The sequence below is a fragment of the uncultured Maricaulis sp. genome (assembly GCF_905480005.1).
GTDB lineage: Bacteria > Pseudomonadota > Alphaproteobacteria > Caulobacterales > Maricaulaceae > Maricaulis.
Genome location: NZ_CAJQOO010000175.1, coordinates 1 through 23,782, shown reverse-complemented (window position 1 = coordinate 23,782; position 23,782 = coordinate 1). Strand labels below are relative to the sequence as shown.

General features: G+C 64.1%; 24 protein-coding genes and 1 pseudogene. 15 read left to right on the top strand and 10 right to left on the bottom strand.

Annotated features, from left to right (window positions below):
• Positions 1 to 30: 30 nt before the first annotated feature.
• The 3 genes from QZ266_RS14445 to clpB form a co-directional block, all read right to left on the bottom strand.
• The gene (locus QZ266_RS14445) at positions 31 to 351 is read right to left on the bottom strand and encodes a helix-turn-helix domain-containing protein (RefSeq protein ID WP_291767950.1); all 321 of its coding nucleotides are present in this window, start codon (positions 349 to 351) and stop codon (positions 31 to 33) included.
• Positions 348 to 668, bottom strand: coding sequence for a type II toxin-antitoxin system RelE/ParE family toxin (locus tag QZ266_RS14440; RefSeq protein ID WP_295696357.1), 321 nt, complete (start codon positions 666 to 668; stop codon positions 348 to 350). The genes QZ266_RS14445 and QZ266_RS14440 overlap by 4 nt, the downstream gene beginning before the upstream one ends.
• Positions 669 to 739: 71 nt before the next feature.
• The gene (gene clpB, locus QZ266_RS14435) at positions 740 to 3,346 is read right to left on the bottom strand and encodes an ATP-dependent chaperone ClpB (protein WP_295696355.1); all 2,607 of its coding nucleotides are present in this window, start codon (positions 3,344 to 3,346) and stop codon (positions 740 to 742) included.
• A 168-nt stretch (positions 3,347 to 3,514) separates the two neighbouring features.
• On the opposite strand from clpB, the gene QZ266_RS14430 reads away from it, so the two are divergent.
• Complete coding sequence (locus QZ266_RS14430; protein ID WP_295696353.1) at positions 3,515 to 4,270, top strand: MOSC domain-containing protein; 756 nt, start codon at positions 3,515 to 3,517, stop codon at positions 4,268 to 4,270.
• Here the strand turns inward: QZ266_RS14430 and QZ266_RS14425 are convergent.
• The 4 genes from QZ266_RS14425 to QZ266_RS14410 form a co-directional block, all read right to left on the bottom strand.
• Positions 4,267 to 4,974 (bottom strand): DUF4167 domain-containing protein, encoded by a 708-nt coding sequence (locus tag QZ266_RS14425; RefSeq protein ID WP_295696351.1) that lies wholly within the window; start codon positions 4,972 to 4,974, stop codon positions 4,267 to 4,269. The genes QZ266_RS14430 and QZ266_RS14425 overlap by 4 nt on opposite strands.
• A gap of 217 nt (positions 4,975 to 5,191) precedes the next feature.
• Entirely contained in the window at positions 5,192 to 6,130 is a 939-nt protein-coding gene (prmC, locus tag QZ266_RS14420) for a peptide chain release factor N(5)-glutamine methyltransferase (protein ID WP_295696349.1), read from the bottom strand.
• 9 nt (positions 6,131 to 6,139) lie between these two features.
• Positions 6,140 to 7,213 (bottom strand): peptide chain release factor 1, encoded by a 1,074-nt coding sequence (gene prfA / locus QZ266_RS14415; RefSeq protein WP_295696347.1) that lies wholly within the window; start codon positions 7,211 to 7,213, stop codon positions 6,140 to 6,142.
• 59 nt (positions 7,214 to 7,272) lie between these two features.
• Complete coding sequence (locus QZ266_RS14410; protein WP_295696345.1) at positions 7,273 to 7,692, bottom strand: MAPEG family protein; 420 nt, start codon at positions 7,690 to 7,692, stop codon at positions 7,273 to 7,275.
• Positions 7,693 to 7,862: 170 nt separating this feature from the next.
• On the opposite strand from QZ266_RS14410, the gene QZ266_RS14405 reads away from it, so the two are divergent.
• From QZ266_RS14405 to QZ266_RS14390, 4 genes are all read left to right on the top strand, one after another.
• Entirely contained in the window at positions 7,863 to 8,477 is a 615-nt protein-coding gene (locus QZ266_RS14405; protein ID WP_295696343.1) for a TetR/AcrR family transcriptional regulator, read from the top strand.
• Between the two features lie 86 nt (positions 8,478 to 8,563).
• A complete protein-coding gene (locus tag QZ266_RS14400; RefSeq protein WP_295696341.1) occupies positions 8,564 to 9,865 on the top strand; it encodes a hypothetical protein in 1,302 nt (433 codons plus the stop codon).
• Positions 9,866 to 9,868: 3 nt separating this feature from the next.
• Entirely contained in the window at positions 9,869 to 10,687 is an 819-nt protein-coding gene (locus QZ266_RS14395) for a hypothetical protein (RefSeq protein ID WP_295696339.1), read from the top strand.
• A 179-nt stretch (positions 10,688 to 10,866) separates the two neighbouring features.
• Positions 10,867 to 12,060 carry an LL-diaminopimelate aminotransferase gene (locus QZ266_RS14390; RefSeq protein ID WP_295696337.1) on the top strand — a complete coding sequence of 398 codons (1,194 nt, stop codon included), beginning with the start codon at positions 10,867 to 10,869 and terminating at the stop codon, positions 12,058 to 12,060.
• 84 nt (positions 12,061 to 12,144) lie between these two features.
• Here the strand turns inward: QZ266_RS14390 and QZ266_RS14385 are convergent, their stop codons facing one another.
• Positions 12,145 to 12,720 carry a YkvA family protein gene (locus QZ266_RS14385; RefSeq protein ID WP_295696335.1) on the bottom strand — a complete coding sequence of 192 codons (576 nt, stop codon included), beginning with the start codon at positions 12,718 to 12,720 and terminating at the stop codon, positions 12,145 to 12,147.
• 216 nt (positions 12,721 to 12,936) lie between these two features.
• On the opposite strand from QZ266_RS14385, the gene QZ266_RS14380 reads away from it, so the two are divergent.
• The 6 genes from QZ266_RS14380 to QZ266_RS14355 all read left to right on the top strand — a co-directional run bounded on the left by QZ266_RS14380 (position 12,937) and on the right by QZ266_RS14355 (position 17,882).
• Positions 12,937 to 13,155 (top strand): hypothetical protein, encoded by a 219-nt coding sequence (locus tag QZ266_RS14380; protein ID WP_295696333.1) that lies wholly within the window; start codon positions 12,937 to 12,939, stop codon positions 13,153 to 13,155.
• A gap of 169 nt (positions 13,156 to 13,324) precedes the next feature.
• Positions 13,325 to 13,975, top strand: coding sequence for a DsbA family oxidoreductase (locus QZ266_RS14375; protein WP_295696331.1), 651 nt, complete (start codon positions 13,325 to 13,327; stop codon positions 13,973 to 13,975).
• A 37-nt stretch (positions 13,976 to 14,012) separates the two neighbouring features.
• The gene (locus tag QZ266_RS14370) at positions 14,013 to 14,405 is read left to right on the top strand and encodes an MAPEG family protein (RefSeq protein ID WP_295696329.1); all 393 of its coding nucleotides are present in this window, start codon (positions 14,013 to 14,015) and stop codon (positions 14,403 to 14,405) included.
• A 40-nt stretch (positions 14,406 to 14,445) separates the two neighbouring features.
• Positions 14,446 to 15,807 carry a TldD/PmbA family protein gene (locus QZ266_RS14365; protein ID WP_295696327.1) on the top strand — a complete coding sequence of 454 codons (1,362 nt, stop codon included), beginning with the start codon at positions 14,446 to 14,448 and terminating at the stop codon, positions 15,805 to 15,807.
• A 38-nt stretch (positions 15,808 to 15,845) separates the two neighbouring features.
• On the top strand, positions 15,846 to 16,100 hold the full coding sequence (locus tag QZ266_RS14360; RefSeq protein ID WP_295696325.1) for a DUF4170 domain-containing protein: 255 nt from the start codon (positions 15,846 to 15,848) through the stop codon (positions 16,098 to 16,100).
• 15 nt (positions 16,101 to 16,115) lie between these two features.
• Complete coding sequence (locus tag QZ266_RS14355) at positions 16,116 to 17,882, top strand: ABC transporter ATP-binding protein (protein WP_295696323.1); 1,767 nt, start codon at positions 16,116 to 16,118, stop codon at positions 17,880 to 17,882.
• Here the strand turns inward: QZ266_RS14355 and QZ266_RS14350 are convergent.
• The gene (locus QZ266_RS14350) at positions 17,879 to 19,486 is read right to left on the bottom strand and encodes a PAS domain-containing hybrid sensor histidine kinase/response regulator (protein ID WP_295696321.1); all 1,608 of its coding nucleotides are present in this window, start codon (positions 19,484 to 19,486) and stop codon (positions 17,879 to 17,881) included. The two genes, QZ266_RS14355 and QZ266_RS14350, sit on opposite strands and share 4 nt — an antisense overlap.
• A 129-nt stretch (positions 19,487 to 19,615) precedes the next feature.
• Positions 19,616 to 20,278 carry a sulfur transferase domain-containing protein gene (locus tag QZ266_RS14345; RefSeq protein ID WP_295696319.1) on the bottom strand — a complete coding sequence of 221 codons (663 nt, stop codon included), beginning with the start codon at positions 20,276 to 20,278 and terminating at the stop codon, positions 19,616 to 19,618.
• Between the two features lie 103 nt (positions 20,279 to 20,381).
• On the opposite strand from QZ266_RS14345, the gene QZ266_RS14340 reads away from it, so the two are divergent.
• From QZ266_RS14340 to QZ266_RS14325, 4 genes and pseudogenes are all read left to right on the top strand, one after another.
• Positions 20,382 to 21,158 carry a lysophospholipid acyltransferase family protein gene (locus QZ266_RS14340; RefSeq protein ID WP_295696317.1) on the top strand — a complete coding sequence of 259 codons (777 nt, stop codon included), beginning with the start codon at positions 20,382 to 20,384 and terminating at the stop codon, positions 21,156 to 21,158.
• Positions 21,155 to 22,450: a glycosyltransferase N-terminal domain-containing protein gene (locus tag QZ266_RS14335; protein ID WP_295696315.1), complete on the top strand. Its 1,296-nt coding sequence runs from the start codon at positions 21,155 to 21,157 to the stop codon at positions 22,448 to 22,450. Before QZ266_RS14340 ends, QZ266_RS14335 begins: the two co-directional genes overlap by 4 nt.
• Positions 22,447 to 23,460 carry a tetraacyldisaccharide 4'-kinase gene (gene lpxK / locus QZ266_RS14330; RefSeq protein ID WP_295696313.1) on the top strand — a complete coding sequence of 338 codons (1,014 nt, stop codon included), beginning with the start codon at positions 22,447 to 22,449 and terminating at the stop codon, positions 23,458 to 23,460. The genes QZ266_RS14335 and lpxK overlap by 4 nt, the downstream gene beginning before the upstream one ends.
• Positions 23,461 to 23,469: 9 nt before the next feature.
• Positions 23,470 to 23,782 (top strand): annotated as a pseudogene (locus tag QZ266_RS14325) (lipid A biosynthesis acyltransferase); the annotation flags it as partial.

The following is a 23,782-nucleotide window of genomic DNA, read 5'->3' as shown; positions in this document are numbered from 1 at the left end:
AATGATGGATTGGGCAGGCGGGCTGCCCGTTTAGAGGCCCGACGCCAAAGCCCGGCGTACACTTTCTGGATCGGCCTCGATCACCCGCAGAAAGGCACGCGCCGTCTGATCAGGGCGGACACGGCCTTGCTCCCAATTTTGCAGAGTCTTGGCAGGGATTCCGTAAGCCTTCTCAAAAGCCTCACGGGACCGAAATCCAAGAGACTTGCGCATCGCCCGAATGCGGATCGCATAATCATCCGGGATGTTAAGCACTGGAAGCGTCAGCTCGCCGCCCTTCCAGGCAACCGCCTCTTCCAAGCCTTCAATGATCGCATCGCCAACATTCATGACACTTGGCTTGTCCGTCATCGCTTCAACTCCTCGACAAGCGCCCTGATGCGCTTCTTCTGTTCGGCGGTCAGGTCTTCTTGGGACGCCTTCTTGTAGGCAAGGATCAGGAAGATGGTTTCCTCAACGACCAAAGCCAGATAGATGGCCCTGCCGCCGCCGCTCCTGCCACGCCCCGGCAAGGCAAAGCGAACTTTGCGAACGCCGCCGGTACCCTTGATCACATCGCCAACTGTCGGGTCCTCAACGAGGCGACGCGCAAGGTCGGCAACCAGCCCTTCGGTGACGCCAGCCTTCCGCGCGCTTCGGTCAAAGCTGGAGAGCCGGACGACCTTCATTCGTGAAATATGCGCTATCAGCGCAGTTTTGTCAATCAAAACTACGCTGATAGCGCCGTAGATCGTCGTGACTAATTCACCACTTCCAGCGTCGGCTTTTTCACCCCGACGGCGACACCATTCACCGTCAGTACGCCGGCTTCGGTGGAAACCTGGATAGTGTCGCCATCCTTGATGCCGCCTTCCAGCAACAAGCGGGCCAGCGGGTCCTGGAGCTCCTTCTGGATGACGCGCTTCAGCGGGCGGGCGCCATAGGCCGGGTCATATCCCTTGGCGGCGAGCCAGGCACGGGCACCGGCGTCGATCTCGATCGTCATGCGGCGATCGTCCAGCAGGCGCTGGAGATAACCCAGCTGGATGTCGACAATCGCACCCATATGCTCCTCGGCCAGCTTGCGGAAGAGGATGACCTCGTCAATCCGGTTGAGGAATTCCGGCCGGAAATGGCCGCGCACCACCGTCATCACACTGTCCCGTGCCTCCTCGACATCGTCGACGAGTTGCAGGTGTTCGGACCCCAGGTTTGAGGTCATGATGATGATCGTGTTGCGGAAATCGACGGTCCGGCCCTGACCATCAGTCAGACGACCATCATCGAGGACCTGCAACAGCACGTTGAACACATCCGGATGCGCTTTCTCGATCTCGTCGAGGAGGACGACCTGGTAGGGACGCCGGCGCACGGCTTCGGTCAGGGCACCGCCCTCCTCATAGCCGACATAGCCCGGCGGCGCGCCGATCATGCGGGCGACCGAGTGTTTCTCCATGTATTCCGACATGTCGAGGCGCGAGACCGCGGTCTCGTCGTCGAACAGGAATTCAGCCAGCGCCTTGGTCAGCTCGGTCTTGCCGACACCGGTCGGACCGAGGAAGAGGAAGGAGCCGATCGGACGGGCCGGATCCTTGAGACCTGCACGGGCCCGGCGCACGGCATCGGACACGGCTTCCAGCGCCGGGTCCTGACCGATCACCCGGCCGCGCAGCGCGTCTTCCATGCGCAAAAGCTTGTCGCGCTCACCTTCGAGCATCTTGTCGACCGGCACACCGGTCCAGCGCGAGACGATCTGGGCAATCTGCTCGTCATCGACGACTTCCTGCATTGTGGAGTCGGCATCGCCGTCGCTCTCGGCGGCTGCGAGCTTGCGTTCCAGGTCCGGCAATTGGCCGTATTTGATCTCGGAGGCCCGGCCCAGATCACCGCGCCGCTCGGCATCGGCCAGATCGGAACGCGCCCGGTCGAGCGCTTCCTTGATCGTGGTCGCCGAAGCCAGCTTGTCCTTCTCGGCCCGCCAGGCAGCGGTCAGCTCGGCCGACCGCGATTCCAGCTCCGCGACCTCTTTCGAGATCGTGGCCAGGCGCTCTTTCGAGGCGTCGTCGCTTTCCTTCTTGAGAGCTTCGGCCTCGATCTTCAGCTGGATGGCGCGGCGATCAATCTCGTCGAGCTCTTCCGGCTTGCTGTCGATCTGCATGCGCAGGCGCGCCGAGGCCTCGTCCATCAGGTCGATCGCCTTGTCGGGCAGGAAGCGGTCAGTGATGTAGCGATTGGAGAGATTGGCCGCCGAGACAATGGCACTGTCGGCAATGCGCACCCCGTGATGGACCTCATACTTCTCCTTCAGGCCACGCAGGATGGAGACCGTGTCGGCCACGGTCGGTTCCTCGATCAAGACGGGCTGGAAGCGGCGCGCCAGGGCGGCGTCCTTTTCGACATGCTTGCGATACTCATCCAGCGTGGTGGCGCCGACGCAGTGCAGCTCGCCACGGGCCAGGGCCGGTTTGAGCAGGTTGGAGGCATCCATGGCGCCATCGGTCTTGCCGGCGCCGACAAGCGTATGCATCTCGTCGATGAAGAGGATGATCTGGCCATTGGCGCTCTCGACTTCCGACAGCACCGACTTCAGACGCTCCTCGAACTCACCGCGATATTTCGCACCGGCGATCAAGGATCCCATGTCCAGAGCCAGAAGACGTTTCTCCTTCAGGCTCTCCGGCACATCGCCATTGATGATCCGCAGGGCCAGGCCTTCGGCGATGGCCGTCTTGCCCACGCCGGGCTCACCGATGAGGACGGGATTATTCTTGGTGCGGCGCGACAAAACCTGGATGGCGCGGCGGATTTCCTCGTCGCGGCCGATGACCGGGTCGAGCTTGCCCTCGCGGGCGACTTCGGTGAGGTCGCGGGCGTATTTCTTGAGGGCTTCATAGCCCTCTTCGGCCGACTGGCTGTCGGCGGTCCGGCCCTGACGCAGATCATTGATCGCGGTGTTGAGGCCCTGCGGCGTAACCCCGGCGGCCTTGAGGATGTCATGCGCCTTCGATCCTGCCGTCAGCGAGATGGATTGCAGGATGCGTTCAGCGGTGACGTATTGGTCGCCGGCCTTCTTGGCGGCGTCTTCGGCAGCGCCGAAGAGCTTCGCGGTCTCGGGCGCGAGATAGAGCTTGCCCTCGCCCCCCTCGACCTTGGGCAGGGCGGCCAGGGCCTGGTCGACCCCGTCCTGGACCTGGCGGACACGGCCACCGGCGGCCTTGATGAGATTGCCGGCAAGGCCGGCATCGTCATCCATGAGAGCCTTGAGCACGTGGATGGGTGCGAATTGCTGATGGCTTGATTTCAGCGCCAGGCCCTGAGCGGCCTGGATGATGGACCGCGCGCGGTCTGTATAAGTCTCGAATTCCATGTCGATCCCCCGGATAAGGCGAGATAGGTTGCGTTTCGCCGCCTTGATCAAGCACGGCCAAAACGCGTTTCAGACCGCATGTAGGTGTTGCATATCGACAACACAAGGGGGTGAGGCGCGACATTCTGACCACGGTTTCATCCGTCAGCCCCGGAGCGACTCACACCCATGCCGCAGCTTACAGCCATCACGCGATTTCCGATCAAGGGACTTGGTCCGGATTCTCTCGACCGCATCGCGCTGGAGGCCAACAAGACGCTTCACATGGACCGCGCCCACGCGATCGAGAACGGCCCCTCGCCCTTCAATGATGCCGCGCCCGGCCATGTGAAGAAAAAGCATTTCCTGATGCTGGCCGGTCAAGCCGGGCTGGCGCGGCTGAACTGTCGCTACCGCGAAAAGGACGGGACGTATTCAGTCAATCTGGACGGGGCCGGGCCGATCACGATCCTGCTCGACAATCCCGCCACCCACACCCCGCTCCTCGACGCCTTGCGGGCGCTGCTGGGCGAAGCGATACGCGGGCCGCTGCGGCTTGTGCACGCACCCGGTCAGGCCATGACGGATATTTCGCAGCCACAGATCTCGCTGATCAATGCCGCCTCTGTGCGGGACGTGTCGGAGAAGGCCGGGCACACACTCGACCCGCTCCGCTTCCGCGGCAATCTCCTGATCGACGGTCTCGCGCCCTGGGAAGAATTCGATCTGATCGGGCACGAAATCCGGATTGGCGGCGTGACCTGCCGGGTCGAGTCCCGCATCCGGCGGTGCGTTGCCACCAGTGTCGATCCGCAGCGCGGGGCGCTGGATACAGATGTGCCCGCAGCGCTGTTCGAACACTACGGGCACATGGATTGCGGTATCTATCTGTCCGTCCTGGAAGACGGTGAAATCGCGCTGGGCGACCCGATCAGCCTGGCTTAGGCCGCCTGGGTCTCGGGTCCGTCACCACCGGTCTTGTCGCTCTCGCCACCATCAGCCGACGCAGAGGCCGTTTTCAGGGCGGCTTCAGCGGCCCGTGCGGCTTCCATTTCGGCCTTGGTGCGGCGCGGACGGCGGGTCCGGCGGCGCGGCTCTTCGCCCTCGCCATCCTTATTGCCATCATTGCGATCGGCGGCCTCGGCCGGCGCGCTCTCGGCCTGCGGTGTCACGACGCCAAGCGGGTCCTCGACCTTGTCGCCGTCATTGTCCTGGTCACGTTCCTGATCCCGGTTTCCCGACGAGCGGCCACGACCATTGCGGCTCCGGCTGTCACGGCCATCGCGATTGTCACGATTGTCACGATTATCGCGGCTGTCTCGATTGTCACGGCGACCGCGGGACTGGCGCTCCTGGCCCTGATCCTCATCCGACTCGTCATCGGCGTTGTTATCGCCATGCTCGTCCTGATTGGGATCACGCTTGGGCTGGTTGAGCTGAAGAATGCGCAGATAGTGTTCTGCGTGCTGATACAGGTTTTCCGCCCGGACACGGTCACCGGCGGAGGACGCGTCCCGGGCCAGTTGCATGTATTTGTCGTAGATCTGGGAGGCGTTGCCGTTGATCTTCACTTCGCCGGCGCAATTGCTTTGAAAGCTCCGGTTCGACGAATTGCCGGGCTTACGTCCTCGACCACGTTGACGCTTCATGTCGCGTATTCCTGTTCAACAGCGATGCAAATCAAATCGGGCTTTGCGGTGCATTCGCAGGTGCAAGCCTGTGCGCTGATACTTGGGGATCCAATGATTTGACCGGATAATGGCAGGTGGGTCATCCGGCCGCGCGAGACCCCCGTACTGGCGCGATCCACCTGCCTTGATCGGGACCCTAGACCGCAAGGCCGGTCATTCCAAGCCCTTTTAGCGGTCACCCGGGCGCACGCCGCCCGATCACGACACGGTCCTGACCGGCGAGGTCCTGTTTCACGCCAATCCCGACCAGACCGGCCTGCGCCGCCAGGGCGCTGACCGACTCGCCCTGGTCAAAGCCGATCTCCAGGGCGAACAGTCCACCGGGCACCAGCAGGCGCGGCAGATCGGCAATGATGACTCGATAGGCGTCGAGCCCGTCCGCGCCCCCATCAAGCGCCAGCGCCGGCTCGTGATCGCGGACTTCCGGTTCCAGACCCGCCAGCACATCGGAGACGATATAGGGCGGGTTGGAGACCAGAATATCCGCGGCGGCGGTGCGGAGGCTCTCGCCCCAGCGACTGCGCAGGAAACGGGCCTGGTTCGCAAGGTTGCAAGTGCGGGCATTGCCCCGGGCAATGGCGAGTGCCGCGTCCGACAGGTCGACCCCGATCCCGGTCCAGCGCGGCCGTTCCGAAAGCAGGGCCAGGAGGATGGCTCCGGAGCCGGTGCCCAGATCGACCAGACGCGCCTCGCCGTCCCCGGCCTCGGCCAGTACCGCCTCCACCAGGGCCTCGGTATCGGCGCGCGGCGTCAGCACATCAGCCGTGACAGCAAGGTCCAGCGTCCAGAAAGGCTGGCTGCCCAGGACTTGCGAGAGCGGGACACGCTGCAACCGGCGCCAGGCCAGCGCGGCGAGCACTTCCGCCTGCTGCCAGGAAAACAGCGCCGGGTCAGCGAGGGCCTGGGCCAGGCTCGCCGGCGCCAGGACATGATTGAGCAGGAAGCGTGCCTCGTCAGCGCCTTCGGCGATTCCCGCGCGCTCCAGCCTGCCGGTCAGATCCTTGCGGATATCGGCAAGGGACAGGCCCTGCCAGGCCTCCATGAGCGGTTTATGGGCAGCCATGTCGAAACCCGACCGGGCGGCCTCGACCAGCGTGTCGAAAGGCCCGCTCACCGGCCAGCCTTACGAATCGTCTTCGAGGGCGGCGAGGCGCGCGGCCTGGTCCTCGGAGATCAGCGCCGTGACCACTTCGTCCAGCCCGTCCCCGGCGACAATGTCGTCGAGCTTGTAGAGGGTCAGATTGATGCGGTGGTCAGAGACCCGGCCCTGCGGGTAATTATAGGTCCGGATCCGCTCGGAGCGATCGCCGGAGCCGATCTGCCCCTTGCGCTCGGCGGCGCGCTCCGCATTGGCGGCCTCGCGCTGCATGTCATAGAGCTTTGCCTTGAGCAATTCCTGCGCCCGCGCGCGGTTCTGGTGCTGGGACTTTTCCTGGCACACCACCACAAGCCCGGTCGGGATGTGGGTCATGCGCACCGCCGAGTCGGTCTTGTTGACGTGCTGGCCGCCGGCGCCGGACGCCCGCATCGTGTCGACGCGGACCTGGCCCATATCCAGCTCGATATCGATATCTTCCGGCTGTGGCATGATGGCGACCGTGGCGGCCGAGGTGTGGATCCGCCCCTGGCTCTCGGTCGCCGGGACCCGCTGGACCCTGTGCACGCCGCTTTCGAACTTCAATCGCCCGAACACGCCATTGCCCGATATTGCGGCCACGACTTCCTTGAAGCCGCCATGCTCGCCATCGGAGGCGGAAACCAGCTCCCAGGTCCAGCCCTGAAGCTGGGCGTAGCGCTGATACATGCCGTAGAGATTGCCGGCAAAGATCGCCGCCTCGTCGCCCCCCGTGCCGGCGCGAATCTCGATCATTGCATTGGCGCTGTCATCCTTGTCCTTGGGCAGGAGAAGGAGGCTCATCGCGTGTTCGAGCTCGGGCAGGCTTTCCTTGAGCGCGTAATATTCCTCACGCGCCATTTCGGCCATTTCGGGATCGCCTCCCTCCATCATCTCGGAGAGGTCTTCCAGTTCGGCGCGGGCCGCCTTCAGCGCGTTGGCCTTCTCGGCCACGGGCTTGAGTTCGGCATGCTCCTTGGAGAGCTTGACGATTTCATCGGGATCGCCGGCGGCGCCCAGGCGGGCTTCCACCTGGTCGAACCGGTCGATCACTTGGGCGAGTCTGGCTTCGGGTGCGTGCATGGCGTTCGGTTAGCACCAAGCGCAGGCGATGAAAATCCTGCGCCGCTGCAGTCGACGGGTCAGGCCATCACAGCCAGCACGTTCCGCACAGCCATGATGACCAGCACGATCGAGCCGAGACAGAAGACCAGGAAACGCATCGGGATGAAATTCCACAGGCACTGGATCAGCGAATGGATCACCCGGATCAGCACATAGGCCCAGGCCAGCATGATGTTGAATTCGTCCGAAACGCCACCGAGCTGCGAATACAGCACCAGGGCGTAGAAAATCACCGGTTGTTCGTGCAGGTGATTATAGTTGTCGGCGATGCGGCGCACTTCGATGGGCAGCTTGTCCATCACCGACTTGTCTTTCGCCGTCGCCGGATCGATCCCTGCCTTGCGCATCGCCGGAATGCGGGTGGCATACATCCACACCCACATGATCAGCGTCCAGCACACCAGCGCCAGTATTGGCGTCATCATTGATTGGAACATATCTCGGCCCTTCCCTGCAGTTTTCCGGACGGTAGGCCGGTTCGGGGGGGAATGGCGAGATGAAATCAACATGATGGTGGAAATGCCCCTGCCAGCAGGACGCCCTGCATCCGAATGCCGCCTGGCCGGCATCAACTGGACTGACGTCCAGATTCACGGGACACACGCGCATGGCTCATACACAGACCCTTTCCCCGGCGCCCGAGCGCCCGCGCTTTCAGCGCAATCATGAGCGCATCTATGATGCGGCCATCAGCCTGTTCGCGGCGCGCGGACCGGACGCGGTGACCATGGAGGATATCGCCGACGCGGCGGGGATGGCGCGCTCCAGCGTGTTCAATCATTTCCGGTCCAAGACCCTGATCCTCGCGACCTTCTTCACGCGGATGACGGATCAGGTCATCGCCGAAGCCCGGGCAGAGCCGGCGCGCGACTTCCGATCGGGCCTCATCGATCTGGGCCGGATCGCCGGCACCCACGCCATGCGCCACGCCCCGGTCGTCGCGGCAATTGCCGGCCTGACCGCACCGAGCCAGCCGCTCGCGCCGACCGAGCAAGCGGCCGATGCCGCGATGCTGACCTATATGCTGACGCTCATTGAATCCGGGCAGGCGCGCGGCGAGGTGCGCGATGACCATTCCGCGAACGCCCTGGCCAACCTTCTGCTCGCCGTCCTGACAGCCAGCGCCCATGAATGGGTCGCGGGCGGACAGACAACAGACCTCGCCACCCTTCTGGAAAGCCGGTTCTCGCTGATACTCGATGGCTTGATGCAGAAAAACTGACGCGATCTGCATCCAATCCCGAACCGGGCTGCATCTCCTGATCATGGAATTTGGACTCCAGTCCAATTTAGTGAAACGGAGACTGCATGACTCGCATTTCAACTGGCCTTGCCGCCTTGAGCCTGGCGCTCACCGGCGCGACCGCCCTGGCGCAGCCCGCTCAGCATGGCGCGGCTGAATGGACCGCGGATCTCGACGCGCTCGTCGAGGTGCTGGAGGCCAACCACCCCAATCTTTTCCACACCACATCGCAGGCGGTCTGGGAGGCCCAGCTGGCTGCCTATCGCGACAGCATCCCCACGATGTCGGATGCCGAACGCACGGTCGGCATGGCGCGCCTGCTCGGGATGATCGGCGATGGTCACACCTGGATGCCCATGCATGCCCTGCCCTTTGACGGCCTGCCGCCCGGCCCCGGCTTCCGCTCCCTGCCGGTCAGCTTTGAACTCTTCGATGACGGCCTCTTCATCATCGGCGCGACCGATCCGGACCTTGTCGGCCTTCGGGTCGAGACAGTCGGTGAGGTCCCGGTCGCCGAAGCATTGGCCCGGGTCCTGGAAATCCTGCCGCAGGACGCGGTGAATTTCTCACGCGAACTGGCACCGGAATGGATGATGCAGGCGGAATTGCTGACCGCGCTGGGCCTGGCCGCAGATGCCGAGCACATCGCCCTCACCCTGACGGATGGTGAAGCCAGCCGTGTTGAAACCCTTCAGCCCCTGGGCGCTGGCGCCCGTTATGATTGGGTATTCTCGATGGATGGCGGCCCACAGGGCAGCGAGGTCTGGCATACAGCTGCCGCCGATACCCCTGTCTGGCAGGCGCCGATGACCATGCCGGTACGCCTCGTCACCTCACTGGAAAACGCGGCCTATCTGCAGGTTTTCTCGATCGCAAACGGACCGGAGACCTATGCCGGTCTGGCTCGCCAGGCCGTCGCGATGGCCGAGTCCCTGGATGACCCCGTCCTCATTCTCGACCTGCGCCGCTGCCTGGGCGGAGACGGATCGCTGAATCCGGCCTTCGTCGACGAATTGGTGGCCAGCGAAGCCCTGGCCCAACCCGGACGCATTCGTGTCCTGACCAGTCGCCAGACCCATTCCGCCGCCATCATGCTTCTGTCCCGCCTGAAGAACCGGACCGGTGCCGTCCGTTTCGGCCAGTCCGCCGCCGACCGACCCAATCACTATGGTGAAACCAATATCTGGGTGACGCCGAATACCGGCCTGCCGCTGATCCATGCCAGTGAATTCTACGCCACCTCGTCGCCGGGCGACACGCGTCCCCATCACGCGCCGGACATCGCCATTCCCTACCGCTTTGACGACTACGCCGCCGGCCTCGACCCCGTGCTCGAGGCTGCCCTGTCCTATGATCCGGAGACCTGATCCATGACCAAGACCCTCGCCCTTGCCACAACCGCCCTCGCCCTCCTGACCGCCGCCTGCCAGGCCGATGACTTCGTGCACGCCGCCGAGAATGACCATGTCGGCCGCATCCTCTACTATGAGCGCACCAATCAGGATGGCAGCCTGGATGAGCGCATCACCGTCTACCGCGCCAGCCCGACCTCGCTCGAAGTCTACAAGGAGGCTGCCCTGTGCGGGAATGCGGCCCTGGTCACCGCCGAGCTCGACCTCGACACTTTTTCGGCCCACCAGCTAATTGGCGGGCGGCTTCTGCCCGAGGCGGAGGTGATGCAGTTTGCCTTTATCGAGCAGAACGAGGCCGGAGACCGGATGGACATGGTCGTGCGCCTGCCCGACATGGAAATCCGCAATGAATTCGAGATTGCCTCATCGCACTGGCATTTGTTCGACTTCGATCTCGCCAGCCTGACGGCGGTCACGCCCTACCTCGCCAACCCCGACGAGGGCTTCGGCTTCGGCATGGCCCTGCTCTGGGCCGACCCCTCCGCCGAGGACCCGCTGGTCTGGATGGGCGATGTCACCGCCAGCCCGACCGGACTGGACAATGGCGAGTACAGCTATGCGCTGAGCGGCTCAGCGCTCACTGGCGATCGCTCAACCGGACCGGACGGAACCCTGCGGATCCATGCGGATGACGGCTACATCACCTATGCCGCATTTCCGGTGCCCAACCATCCCGGCTATACCGATTTCGAACTGAACCTCCTTCGGGTCAGCGATGGCGGTGCGGAAGAATGGGATGCGCTGCTGCGCGCTCACTGGGCCGATTGCGGCAACTGACACACCACCCTGAGACCGGACACTGCCGACACCCTGCCCGACCGGGCGGGGTGTCGTGCTGTCAGCCGCAATTTCGCCGCCATGCCTGCCAATTCCCGCCCCTTAACGGGGCTAACCTCTTGCGAGATCAGTCGAGACCGCGTCTTATGGGACAAAATTCGAGTATGCCGGATTCAACGATGGAATTTCACCGCACCAAGCGTCTGCCGCCTTATGTTTTCGAAGAAGTCAATCGTCTGAAGGCTCAATTGCGGGCCGATGGCGCTGACATCATCGATTTCGGCATTGGCAATCCGGACCTGCCAACACCGCCCCATATCCTGGAAAAGCTTCGTGAAACGACGGAGAAGCCGCGCACCAATGGCTATTCGGCTTCTCGCGGCATTCCCGGCCTGCGCAGGGCCCAGGCGCGCTATTACAAACGGCGTTTCGACGTCGACCTGGATCCCGACAGCGAGGTCATCGTCACGCTGGGCTCCAAGGAGGGCTTTGCCAATCTCGCCCAGGCGATCACGGCACCCGGCGATGTCATCCTGGCGCCCTCACCCTCCTACCCGATCCATACATTCGGATTTCTCATTGCCGGTGGCACGATACGGCATGTTCACGCGCCGTCACCGGAAGACTATCTGCGCGGACTCGAGCACGCAGCGAGGCATTCGGTCCCGAGTCCGATCGCCGTCGTGGTTTGTTTTCCCTCCAACCCCACGGCACAGACCGCCTCGCTGGAATTTTACAAGGAGGTCGTGAAGTTCGCGACCCGACACGACCTCCTCATCCTCTCCGACCTCGCCTATTCCGAGATCTATTTCGGCGATGAACCGACCCCGTCCATGCTGCAGGTCGACGGCGCCAAGGACCGCACGATCGAGTTCACCTCGATGTCCAAGACCTATTCCATGGCCGGATTCCGGGTTGGTTTCGCAGCCGGGTCACCGCGCCTGGTTGGCGCACTGGCGCGGGTCAAATCCTATCTCGACTACGGCGCCTACACGCCGGTCCAGGTGGCCGCCTGCGCCGCGCTGGACGGGCCCCAGGACTGCGTCGACGAGGCGCGGGCCATCTACAAGCACCGCCGCGATGTTCTGGTGGAAAGCTTCGGCCGGGCCGGCTGGTCCATCCCGTCACCGGAAGCATCCATGTTTGCCTGGGCGCCGCTGCCACAGGGGTGCGAGGCGATGGGCTCGCTGGAGTTTTCAAAGCAATTGATGGAAGAGGCCGGGGTCGCCGTCGCGCCGGGCATCGGCTTTGGCGAGCATGGCGAGGGCTATGTCCGTCTGGCGCTGGTCGAGAATGAACAACGCATCCGCCAGGCCGCCCGAGGCGTGGCCGAATTCCTGAAGACCCGACAACCGGCAATCCGGGCGGTCTGACCGCCCGGACTGCCTGTCGACGCAGGACCGGTTGACGGAGGGTGCCGATCCTGCGGTATCTATTGGCCCGAGGCCTTCACGGCATCAGAAATAATGATGCACCGCTCCGGTCGAGTGACCCCAGCTGCCACCGGCCTTGGCCCGGCCGCGACGGCGACGCATACGGTTCTGCATGACCTTGCGGACATCCTCGAGCGGCGGCATTTCGGTCGCCTCCGGTGATTTCAGGTCTTCCCGGTGCGCGACAAACTCGGAATAGGCTTCGATTTCCGGCGCCAGACCAGCTGCCACCAGCTCGATCATGATGGCGTCATCGATATAACCGATACCCGGCGTCGAATCGGGGATGAGGTCTTCCGGGTCGGCGAAATAGGCCAGCGCGTTCAGGACGCGCTCGCGGTCCTCGCCCTCAAGCTTCCAGTCTGTATCATCGAGCATGCCGATGAGCGGGCCGAGCTGGGTCAGGCGGGTCTTGACGAATTCCGGCGGATTGGCTGCCAGCGCCTTCTTCATCATGTCCGCCACGCCTGCCGTAATGCGGCCCTCGTCCAGATCGGCACGATCTTCGCGGGCCGAGTCGAGACGGTCCCGGAAGAAGGCGAGATCGGATTCAGACAGTTCGAACTCGACCTTGAGAGTCGGGGTAGGCGGGTTGGTCATGATGGTGTGGCACCTTCCTGTGGCCGTTGATCGATGGACACTGTGTCCCACACCGGCTTTTGCGCCAATAGCGGGAACGCAATTCTACCAGTCCCGGGGGACGCCGGCCCTGCCCCATCCGCATTCACCCGCTGCATCCAGCGACGCGTTACCCCGCCTTAACCACTGCACCAGTCTTCGCTGCCTCGCCCACCGGCGAGGTGCTAGGGTGAGGCCATGAATGTCGCTTTCAATACCGCCGTCGCCGGCATGATGTCCGCCCAGTCCCAAGCCGGGTCTGCGGCGCGCGAAATGGTCAATAATGCGGCCAAGGGCGAAGACATCATCCAGGCGGCCATTGCCCTGAAAAAGGCGGAGGCCTCTCATGCCGCCGCCGCGGTCACCGCGCGTGTCGCTGGCGACATGACCGAGACACTGCTGGACATCACGGTCTAGCCAGACTTCCGGTAGGTGGGTGGCCGGTGGGCGTCATCCCCCCTGTGCCAGGCTCGCGATGGCCTGACGTCCAAGCCGGGGGGATGACGAACCGGTCCACCGGATCAAACCAGCCCCGCCTCTCGCAATTTGAATCGAACACGCCTAAATCGAGGGCATGACTCATTCCGTGACCGTCGACATCGTCTCCGACCTCGTCTGCCCCTGGTGCTGGCTTGGCAAACGCTATTGGGATGAAGCGCGCAAGCTGACCTCCGACATCGAGGTCGACACGACCTGGCGGCCCTTCCAGCTGGACCCGACGCTGGCCCGCGAAGGACGCCCCTACAAGGACTATATGCGCGAGAAATTCTCCGGTGCCGAAGCCTCCGGCCGCTGGAAGGCGATGCGCGACCATCTCGAACAGGCCGGCCCGGCCGTCGGGATTGATTTCCGCTTTGACGATATCGCCATGCGCCCGAACACGCTCAATGCCCACCGGCTGATGCGATGGGCGGGCGGCCAGGACAGGACGGACGCCATGGCCGAGGCCCTGTTTTCGGCCTTCTTCAAGGCCGGTCGCGATATCGGCGATACCGACACGCTGATCGAACTGGCGGCAGATGCCGGGCTCGAACGCGATGTCACTGCCGACCTGCTGGCCACTGATCGCGACGAGAAGGCAGTCTGGGAAGAGGAACTCTTCTACCGCAAGCTCGGCGTGTCGGGCGTGCCAACCTATATTTTCAACGGCCGTTTCGCCGTGTCCGGCGCCCAGGAACCGGCCGTACTGGCCGATGCCATCCGCCAGGCCGTCAAGGAACCGGCCGAAACCGAATAAGCCCGCCGCAAGCGGGCAGGTCCAAGGGGGAGATACCATGACCGCACTCGACGCATTCGCGCTTTATACCGGGATCAACGGCTTGTTGATCATCGCGCTCGCCTTCAATGTGATCCGCCACCGCCAGCGCGCCAAGGTCGGCATCGGGATCGGCAATGACGAGAAGCTGGAACTGGCCTGCCGGGTCCATGGCAATGCGGTGGAATACATTCCCGTAGCCCTGGTGATTATCGGCGGCCTGGCCCTGACCAATGCGCCGGTCCTGCTGATCCACGGACTGGGTATCGGCCTGACCGTGGGTCGCCTTCTGCATGCCTGGGGGCTGTCGCAGAGCTCCGGTTCGTCGATGGGCCGTTTCATCGGAACATTGTTGAGCTGGCTGGTCACGATTATCGGCTCGCTCTTCCTGATCTGGACTGCCATCAGTTGAGCCATTGCCCGGCAGGGCCTCACAGGGCTATAGCCGACACATGACACAGACCTTCCAAGCTCCCGACCCCGCCCGCCTTCAGGACATCGCTGCCGATCTGGTGGCCCGGGCCCTGAAGGCCGGCGCTGACAGCGCCGAAGCCTCCGTCGCCGAGTCGCGCGAAACCGAACTGTCGGTGCGTGACGGCAATCTGGAGGACATCGGCCGCTCGGAGTCCCTCGATGCGGGCCTGCGGGTCTTTGTTGGCAAGCGGCAGGCCGGCGTTGCCTTCTCCGATCTGTCGGAGAAGGGGCGCGACTTCACCATCGGCCGCGCCGTGACCATGGCCAAGGCCGCCCCTGAAGATCCCTATTCCGCCCTCGCCGATCCGGACCGCCTGTGCAAGGACCCGCCCGCGATCGAACAATTCGAGGCCGGCGAGTGGTCTCCGGAAGACCTGGAAGAAACCGCCCTCGCCATCGAGACCGCTGCACGCGCGGTCGAGGGCGTGACCATGACCGATGCGGCCTTTGCCTCGTCCGGTCAGGGGGCCGCAGCCTATGCCACCTCCACCGGCTTCAACGCCGGCTGGAAAAAGAGCGTGTTCGGCTATGGCGCCAGCGTCATTGCCGGCAAGGACGGCGCCATGGAGCGCGATTACGCCGCCACCTCGGCCCGCCGCCGCGCCGATCTGCGTGACCGGATCGAGATCGGACGGGAAGCCGGCGAACGGGCAGCCCGCCGGGTCGGCCCCAGCAAATTGCCGTCCGGGGTCATGCCTGTGGTCTTCGACCGTCGGGTCGCGACCACATTCCTTGGCTCGCTGGCCGGCGCTGTGTCCGGTCCGGCCGTTGCCCGAGGGGTTTCCTTCCTGCGGGACAAGCTGGGCGAGCGCATCTTCGCGCCCGGCATCACCGTTATCGACGATCCGCACCGCGCCTGGGGCCACGCCTCGGCTCCGTTCGACGGCGAAGGCACAAACAACAAGCGCAGCGCCATCATCGAGGATGGACGCCTGACGACCTGGTTTCTCAATTCGGCCGCAGCGCGCCAGCTCGACATGACCCCGACCGGTCATGCCCGACGCTCCATGGGCGGCTCGCCGGGTGCCGGACCGACCAATTTTCACATGGAAGCCGGCGAGACCAGCCGCGATGATCTGGTTGGCGGCATCAAGGACGGCGTCCTGATCATGGAAATGTTCGGCCCCTCGCTGAACTCCAATACGGGTGACTGGTCGGTCGGCGTGTCCGGATATCGCATCGCCAATGGCGTGATTGACCACCCGGTGAGCGAAATCACCGTCGCCGGCAATCTCATCGACATCTATGCCCGTCTAATTCCGGGCAGTGATCTGGAATTTCGGGGTTCTGTTAACACCCCCAGCGTATTCGTGGACGCGATGTCCATCGGCGGCCTTTAGGCCGCCCGGTCAGGACAGCGCATTTCAAGGAGCCCGGCATGAGTGAAACCAAGATCAACAACCAGCTGCTGCATCTCGTCATTGGTGGCGAGCTGGCCTGCGTTGACCCGACCAATTGTGAGTTCAAGGACCTCGACGAAGTCGATTTCGTCGGCGCTTTCGGCAGCTATGCCGAAGCCCGCGCCGCCTGGAAAGGCGCCGCCCAGCGCACCGTCGACAATGCCCACATGCGCTATTTCATCATCCACGCCCACAAGCTTCTCGATCCGTCGACCGAGAAGAAGAACGGCTAGGCACTGACACAGCGCGTGAGCGATCCTGACGATACCGCCGGCGCGAAACCGGCCTCGACCGCCACGCTCGGCAAGCGCCTGTGGCGTGACTGGCTGTTGCGCCGCCCCGGTCTTGTCGTTCTGGCACTGATCCTGTCGGCGATCACGGCGGCTGCGGCGGCCTCCTATGCCGGTGTGATTGCCTGGACGTTCGACAAGCTCAACTCCGGTGCGGCAGACTTCTTCCCGCTCGCCCCGCTGGCCGTGATCGGTCTGGCGACGATCCGCGGGGGCAGCCTCTATCTGCAGACCGTGCAGACCAATCGGCTGGCGCTGAATGTCATGCAGGACCTGCAGAACGCCATGTTCGCCAAGCTGGTCCGCGCCGATTTTGCGCGCTTGCAGTCCGAAGGCACCGGCTCCTTGGTGTCGCGTTTCACCAATGACATCACCCTGCTTCGCGAAACGATTGTCCGGCTCACCAACAATCTGATGCGCGATGTGCTGACGGTGATCATCACCATCGGCGTCATGCTGAGCCTCGACTGGATGCTGACCCTGCTCATCCTGGTGGTCTATCCGATCGCCGCTTGGCCGGTCATCCGGATCGGTCAGCGTCTGCGCAAGACCTCCTCCCAGGCCCAGAGCCAGATGGGCGAAGTCACCAGTCAGCTCGAGGAGAGCTTCTCCGGCGCCCGCATGATCAAGACCTATGGTCTGGAAGGCTATGAAAGCGAGCGCGCTCGCAAATCCTTCTTCGAGCGGCTGCGCTTCCTGCTGAAAATCACCGAGAACAAGGCCCGCGTCGATCCGATCCTCGAGGTTGTCGGCGGCCTGGCCTTTGCCGGACTGGTCGCCTTCGCCGGCTGGCGCATGCTTGAGGGCGAGACCTCCTTGGGCAACATCATCGGTGTGTTGACCGGGATCGGCGTCATCTCGCCGGCCATCCGCGCCCTGGGCACGCTCAACGCCGTTGTCCAGGAAGGCTTTGCCGTCCTCGAACGCATTTTCACCATTCTCGATACCGAAGAGACCGTCACGGCCGCCCTCGACGCGCCAGCCCTGACCGTAGAGCGCGGTGCGGTGGAACTGGACGCGGTCAGCTTCGCTTATCCCGATGGCTCGGTGGCGCTGACTGACATCACCCTGAAAGCGAATCCGGGGGCCAAGATCGCCCTGGTCGGCCCGTCGGGTTCCGGCAAGTCGACCATCCTCAATCTCCTGCCCCGCCTCTATGACGCCCAGTCCGGCTCGATCCGGATCGATGGCGGCGAGACACGATCGGTCTCCCTGTCATCCCTGCGCCAGGCCATGGCCCTGGTCAGCCAGGATGTGACCCTGTTCGACGATACGGTGCGCGCCAATATCGGCTTCGGGGATTTGGAGGCCGACGAGGCCGCCATCATCGCAGCCGCCAAGGCCGCCGACGCGCATGATTTCGTCATGGCGCTGCCGGACGGGTATGACAGCCCTGTCGGTCCGCGTGGCAGCAATCTCTCCGGTGGCCAGCGCCAGCGCCTGTCGATCGCACGGGCGATCCTCAAGGACGCGCCCATCCTGCTGCTCGATGAAGCGACCAGCGCCCTCGACACCGAGTCCGAGCAGCGCGTCCAGGCGGCCCTGGAGCGCTTGTCCCAGGGCCGGACCAGCCTGGTTATTGCCCATCGTCTCTCGACCGTGCGCGATGCGGACTGGATCTATGTCATGGATCAGGGACGCATCGTCGAACAGGGCCAGCATGACGCGCTCGTCGCCCAGGATGGCCTCTATGCCCGCCTGTGCCGGGTGCAGTTCGGCGACTAGGCCTCGCGGGCCTGCATGACTTCGCTGCGGCGGCCGCTCTCCGGCAGGGTAACGGTGAATTTGGAGCCGGCGCCCGGCGCGCTCTCCACCACAATGTCGCCGCCCATCAGCTCGGCCAGTTTCTTGGCAATGGCAAGACCGAGCCCGGTACCGCCATTCTTGCGTTGCATCACGGCTTCACCCTGCGAGAACGGCATGAAGACGCGGTCCATCAATTCGCCATCCATGCCAATGCCGGTATCACCGACTTCGAAGCGAACATCATGCGTCCGGTCCGGTGTCTGGGTCATCAGGCAGCGGACCCGGACCTCGCCACGATCGGTGAACTTGACCGCATTTGACAAGAGATTGGACAGGATCTGGCGGACCCGCGCGGGATCACCAACCACGTCGCGCTCGGCCACCGGGTCGATCTCCAGATGCAGGTTCAACCCCTTCTCCAGCGCCTTCATGCGATAGGGACCGGCAACCGTGCGGACGAGCTCGGCCGGATTGAAACTGTCCTGTTCGATCTCGAACCGGCCGGACTCGATATTGGCCAGGTCGAGAATGTCATTGAGGATGGCGAGCAGCGACTGGCCCGAGCCCTCGATCAGATTGACCATTTCGCGCTGGGACGGTTCCAGCTCGGTATTGGCCAGCAGGGCCGACATGCCCAGGACACCATTCATCGGCGTGCGGATCTCGTGCGACATGGTCGCCAGGAAGCGCGACTTGGCGCGGCTGGCCTCGGTCGCTTGCTGGCGTGCTTCGACCAGGTCATGGATATCGGTCATGGCGCCGACCATGCGCACGGGATCGCCTTCCGGCGTCCTGACCGCTTCGCCACGCATGCGGAACCAGCGGTGCAGCCCGCCGACCACGCGCAGGCGGATGGTCAGATCGAAGGGACGCCCGGCGCGGAAATGCGCCTTCATCCCGGAGTCAAAGCGCGCCCGGTCATCGGCGTGGATGAGGGTGGTGAAGCTGTCCGTCCCGGAGGTGAAGTCGCGCGACTGGTAGCCCAGCAATTCGCGTCCACGGGCGGAGATGTAGATCTGCTGGGTCTCGAGGCAGAAATCGAGGACGCCGTCCGATGTGCCCTGCATGGCCAGCTCGGCCCGGTCACCGGATTCGGCGGCCAGGATTTCGCCGGTCAGACGGCGGCGATAATGGTGGAAGACCGCGAGCAGCTCGTCGGCAATCTCGATCGGGCGCTTGAACATGGCCACGACAATGCCGACCGACTGGGCGCCATTGAAAAGCGGCATGGCCACATAGGCACGCATGCCCATTTCCTCGAGCATGAAGTCGCGCGGAAAGCGACCGGATACATTGTCCTCGAAGATATCCGCACCGGCGTCCATCACCTCGGCGCAAGGCGTACCCATGAGCTCGTAGCAGTAATTCCCGACCAGCGCGCTGCCACAGGCAACCTTGAGCGTGCGCATGCGCGAATGCGTGGCGTCTATCCGGGCGATGAAGAGGCGATCGGCGGCGAAGACTTCCGATGTCTGCTTGACGAAACCCTCGAGAAAGGCCGGGCCACATTCTCGAGACAACAGGAAATTGAGGCGGTTCAACCGCTCCTGGGAATAGTCCGTGCGAATGGCCAGATCAGGCATGTGCCCCTCTCCCTGTACGACTCCCAAGCGGGGGAGCTGAACGTGGTTAACGGGCGTTAATGTGACTCAATCCTGTGGAAAGAGTCGTCATATCTGATGAATCCGGTGGTTATAAAAAATGGGCGCCCGCTATTCGCGGCGCAGCAGCTTTTCCGTCAACAAGTTACCCCACCAGCTGGACATGAAGCCGGCTTGAACCGCGTCACGATCATAGACCGTTTCAACCCAGTCCCAGAAATCGATCGGATGGGTTTCATTGTATGCGCGATAGCTCTCGAAGAAATAATCCAGCACCCCGGTCTTGCCGGCCTTCACGTGCAGATATTTCAGCGACAAATGCCTGATGGCTTCGTCATAGGGCAGTTTGAGATGGGTCAGCGCGAACAGGACAGAGATGATGCCGGCCCGGTCTGCGCCCGACTTGCAATGGATCAGCGCCGGATATTCGATCGACTGGAAAATTTTCACGGCCCGCTGCATGCGATCGACATAAGGCGCCTCACGTGAACCGAAGGGCATGTCGATCATCTCGAGACCAAGGCGCTCGCACGCATCTTTCTCGAGATCGTAATAGCAGACGCCTGGCTGGGTCCCGCGAATATTGAGGATCGTCTTGAACCCGTCGGCGGCCAGCGCCTCCAGCCGCTCCGGCGAGGGCTGGTTGGCGCGCCACATGCCACCACCGACTTCATGCATATTGTGGAATTTCTGGCGCAGAATGCCGTGATCCTTCCACAGGAAATCCTGCCAGGCGCGCTCACGGTCCTTCGGGTCATTCAAGTCATAGGGCATGCTGTGCCTTTCATCTGGCTGCGCATTTAGGCCGGTCTCGGCGATGACGCAACCGCTCGCCATGCTTGACCTTTTGCGCCACGGAGGTGAGCTAGGGTCTGTCATGACCAAACGTCTGCTCTCCCGGCCCTGGGCCCAGGAAGTCCTTGCCTTCTTCGTCCTGCTCTATCTGGAGCTGGCGCGGCGCACCGTTCGCTGGGAAGTTCGCAACGCTGATTTCGTCGAGTCTGTCTGGGATGAGCGCAAATCCGTCCTCGGCTGTGTCTGGCACGGGCGCGTCCTGATGGCGCTGGAGGGCTGGGCCCGCCAGAAGGAGCGCATGGTCGCGCTTGCCTCACGCTCGCGCGAAGGGGAAATCGGATCCCGACTGGCGCGCTGGTACAAGGTCGGTGTGGTTCGCGGCTCCTCGCGCAATCCCAACAAGCCGGGCGCGGCCAAGGGCGGCGAAGCCGCCTACCGGGCCATGGTCAATCATCTCAGTACCGGCGGCTGCGGTGCCGTGACGCCGGACGGGCCACGCGGCCCCCGCATGCGCGCCGGCTTCGGGGCTGTGCGCATGGCCCGTGACTCCGGCGTACCCATCCTGCCCTTCACCTGGTCGACCCGGCGCAAGACCGTGCTGCGCAAGGCCTGGGATCATCACTGCCTGCCGCATCTCTTCACCCGCGGCGTGATCATCTGGGGCGAACCCATCCATGTCAGCAAGAAAGCGGATGCGGCAGAGCTCGAAGCGGCGCGGCTCAATCTGGAAACCCAGCTCAATTCGCTGACACGCGAGGCCGACGAAGCGGTCGGGGGCGAGATCATCGAGCCTGATTCCAGGCATCGCCCAGGCACCGGCAAAGCCAGCACGACCGGAGCGAGCGGGGCGTCAGCGTGAACCTGCCGGCCTCAATCAGGGCCTATCGCGCGCTGACCGGGCTCGCCGCGCCCCTCCTGCCTGTCATTCTCGACCGCCGCGCCCGCGCGGGGAAGGAAGATCCGGAGCGGCGCCATGAACGCCTCGGCCGCCCCCGGATAAGACGACCCGAAGGCCGGCTCATCTGGCTGCACGGGGCCAGTGTCGGCGAAAGCCTGGTCCTCGCCACCCTCGTTGACCGCATGGCCGCCGGGGACCCCGAGCTGGAATTCCTGGTCACCACGGGCACCGTCACGTCAGCCAAGCTGATGGCCAGGCGCCTGCCGCCGCAAGCCAAGCACCAATATATTCCTGTCGATACGCCGGGCGCGGTCCGTCGATTCCTCGACCACTGGCAGCCTGATCTCGGTATTTTCGCCGAGTCCGAGCTCTGGCCGAACCTGTTGGTCGAGGCGCGCCATCGCGCCATCCCGATGGCTCTCGTCAATGCCCGCATGAATGCCGCCTCCCTCACGCGCTGGCGCCGCCGCGGCGATGCGGTCCGCAGCCTTCTCGACACCTTCGCCTGGATCGGTGCCGCCGATACCCGCACCCGCGACGGTCTGGAAGACCTGACCGGGCGCGAGATCGTGCTGGCCGGCAATCTCAAGCTGGAAGCGCGCGCGCCGGAGCCGGATGCCGGGGAGCTCAGCGCCCTGGAAAGCGTCATAGCGGGCCGACCCGTCTGGCTCGCCGCCTCGACCCATGCCGGTGAGGACGAGACGGTGCTGAGTGCGCATGAGCTTTTACGAAAAACCCAACCCGGCGCGCTGCTAATCCTCGCGCCGCGCCATCCGGAACGCGGTCCTGCGCTGGCCGAGCTGGTCCGCGCGCGTGGCTTTCATCTCGCTTGCCGCTCGAAGGGCGAAGTCCCCGATGGGCAGGACACGGTGTGGCTGGCCGACACGCTCGGCGAAATGTCGCTCTGGTTTGCACTCGCCCCGGCGGCCTTCATTGCCGGCAGTCTCAAAGCCGGTATTGGCGGCCATAACCCGATCGAAGCCAGCCAGGCAGGCGCCTGCGTTATTACAGGTCCGCATGTCGACAGTTTCGACGATATCTACACCGCCTATCGCGATCATGCCGCGATGCTGGAAGTCGATGACGCGCTGACCCTGTCCGAAGCGGTGGAACAGGTCTGGCAGGGCCGGGCCCCCGGCAAGGCGGTGGCGGACCGCGCCATTGCAGCCGCTTCCGGTGGCGCAATGGCGACGACACTCGCGGCGCTCCACAGCCTCCTCGCTCCGGACGCAGAGAGTGAGGCAACGACATGAAGGAGCCCGCTTTCTGGCGCACCGATGGCGGTCGCGGGTCCGGCGCCCTGGCGCGGGCCCTGCTGGCGCCACTGGGCTGGATTTATGCATGGACCGTGGCCCGTCGCCTGAGGCGGGCAGAACCCTTGCGCATCGCCCCGAAAGTGATTTGCGTCGGCAATCTGACCGTCGGCGGAACCGGCAAGACACCCGTCACCCAGAGCCTGATGCAACGGGTCAGCGAGATGGGTCATGTCCCGGCCTCCCTGTCCCGCGGTTATGGCGGATCGGAACCGGGCCCGGTGCGCGTCAGACCCGCTGAGCACGGCGCCGATGCGGTGGGCGACGAACCGCTTCTGCTCGCCCGCAGTGGTGCTGCCTGGATATCGCGGGACCGGGCCGCAGGGGGCCGAGCCATCGAGGCCGAGGGCGACGCCGACCTCGTGCTGATGGATGATGGCCATCAAAACCCGGACCTGGCCAAGGATTGCTCCATTCTCGTCGTTGACGGTGTCACCGGCTGGGGGCCCGGAACCCTGTTTCCGGCAGGGCCCTTGCGCGAACCGGTCCGCACGGGTCTCGCGCGGGCGGATGCGGTCATCGTCATGATGCCGGGCCCGGACAGTGAGCCGGACTGGAATGGTCTCGGTCTCGCCGAGCTGGAAGTCCCGGTTTTCCATGCCTGGCTGGAACCCGAGGCCGCGCCACCGGCCGGCAAGCTTGTTGCCTTCGCAGGGATTGGTCGCCCGCAGAAATTCTTCGACGCGCTGGTCGCGGCCGGCGGTGATTTGTCGGAAGTCGCCGTCTATGGCGATCATCACGCCTTTAGCGCGGCCGACCTTCGTCATCTCGACGCCCTGGCCCTGGCCCATGGCGCCCGGCTGATCACCACCGAGAAGGATTGGGTCCGCCTGCCGCAAGACGCGCGCGACCACATCACCGCCTGGCCTGTCCGGGCTGCCTTCAGTAATCCCGGCGCGCTGGACGGTCTGTTGCGCGACGTCATGGACGGCGAGCCGCTGGCTCGTTAAATCCGTTTCATGATCGAAGCCCAACGCAATGCCTCTGCAATGACCCGGTTCGGCTGGCGCTTTGAAGCCGCCGCCTGGGACGCCTATGCGGGCTGGTACAAGATCAAGGGCATCGACAAGGCGTCGGACGCGGCCGGTGAGCTCCTGCGCATGCTTGGCCCGCTCATGCCGGTCCACAAGGTCGCCCGCATCAATATGCAGCGCTGCTTCCCCGAAGCCGCCGCGCCGGAAATCGAACGGCTGCTGGGCGGCATGTGGGAGAATTTCGGGCGGCTGGCCGGCGAGATGCCGCATCTGGGCGTGTTCTCCGGGCCGGAATTCA

Bases quoted from the DNA above. Each gene is read 5' to 3' on its own strand.
- QZ266_RS14445 (WP_291767950.1), bottom strand. From the start codon at position 351: ATGACGGACAAGCCAAGTGTCATGAATGTTGGCGATGCGATCATTGAA.
- QZ266_RS14440 (WP_295696357.1), bottom strand. From the start codon at position 668: ATGAAGGTCGTCCGGCTCTCCAGCTTTGACCGAAGCGCGCGGAAGGCT.
- clpB (WP_295696355.1), bottom strand. From the start codon at position 3,346: ATGGAATTCGAGACTTATACAGACCGCGCGCGGTCCATCATCCAGGCC.
- QZ266_RS14430 (WP_295696353.1), top strand. From the start codon at position 3,515: ATGCCGCAGCTTACAGCCATCACGCGATTTCCGATCAAGGGACTTGGT.
- QZ266_RS14425 (WP_295696351.1), bottom strand. From the start codon at position 4,974: ATGAAGCGTCAACGTGGTCGAGGACGTAAGCCCGGCAATTCGTCGAAC.
- prfA (WP_295696347.1), bottom strand. From the start codon at position 7,213: ATGCACGCACCCGAAGCCAGACTCGCCCAAGTGATCGACCGGTTCGAC.
- QZ266_RS14410 (WP_295696345.1), bottom strand. From the start codon at position 7,692: ATGTTCCAATCAATGATGACGCCAATACTGGCGCTGGTGTGCTGGACG.
- QZ266_RS14405 (WP_295696343.1), top strand. From the start codon at position 7,863: ATGGCTCATACACAGACCCTTTCCCCGGCGCCCGAGCGCCCGCGCTTT.
- QZ266_RS14400 (WP_295696341.1), top strand. From the start codon at position 8,564: ATGACTCGCATTTCAACTGGCCTTGCCGCCTTGAGCCTGGCGCTCACC.
- QZ266_RS14395 (WP_295696339.1), top strand. From the start codon at position 9,869: ATGACCAAGACCCTCGCCCTTGCCACAACCGCCCTCGCCCTCCTGACC.
- QZ266_RS14390 (WP_295696337.1), top strand. From the start codon at position 10,867: ATGGAATTTCACCGCACCAAGCGTCTGCCGCCTTATGTTTTCGAAGAA.
- QZ266_RS14385 (WP_295696335.1), bottom strand. From the start codon at position 12,720: ATGACCAACCCGCCTACCCCGACTCTCAAGGTCGAGTTCGAACTGTCT.
- QZ266_RS14380 (WP_295696333.1), top strand. From the start codon at position 12,937: ATGAATGTCGCTTTCAATACCGCCGTCGCCGGCATGATGTCCGCCCAG.
- QZ266_RS14370 (WP_295696329.1), top strand. From the start codon at position 14,013: ATGACCGCACTCGACGCATTCGCGCTTTATACCGGGATCAACGGCTTG.
- QZ266_RS14365 (WP_295696327.1), top strand. From the start codon at position 14,446: ATGACACAGACCTTCCAAGCTCCCGACCCCGCCCGCCTTCAGGACATC.
- QZ266_RS14360 (WP_295696325.1), top strand. From the start codon at position 15,846: ATGAGTGAAACCAAGATCAACAACCAGCTGCTGCATCTCGTCATTGGT.
- QZ266_RS14350 (WP_295696321.1), bottom strand. From the start codon at position 19,486: ATGCCTGATCTGGCCATTCGCACGGACTATTCCCAGGAGCGGTTGAAC.
- QZ266_RS14345 (WP_295696319.1), bottom strand. From the start codon at position 20,278: ATGCCCTATGACTTGAATGACCCGAAGGACCGTGAGCGCGCCTGGCAG.
- QZ266_RS14340 (WP_295696317.1), top strand. From the start codon at position 20,382: ATGACCAAACGTCTGCTCTCCCGGCCCTGGGCCCAGGAAGTCCTTGCC.
- lpxK (WP_295696313.1), top strand. From the start codon at position 22,447: ATGAAGGAGCCCGCTTTCTGGCGCACCGATGGCGGTCGCGGGTCCGGC.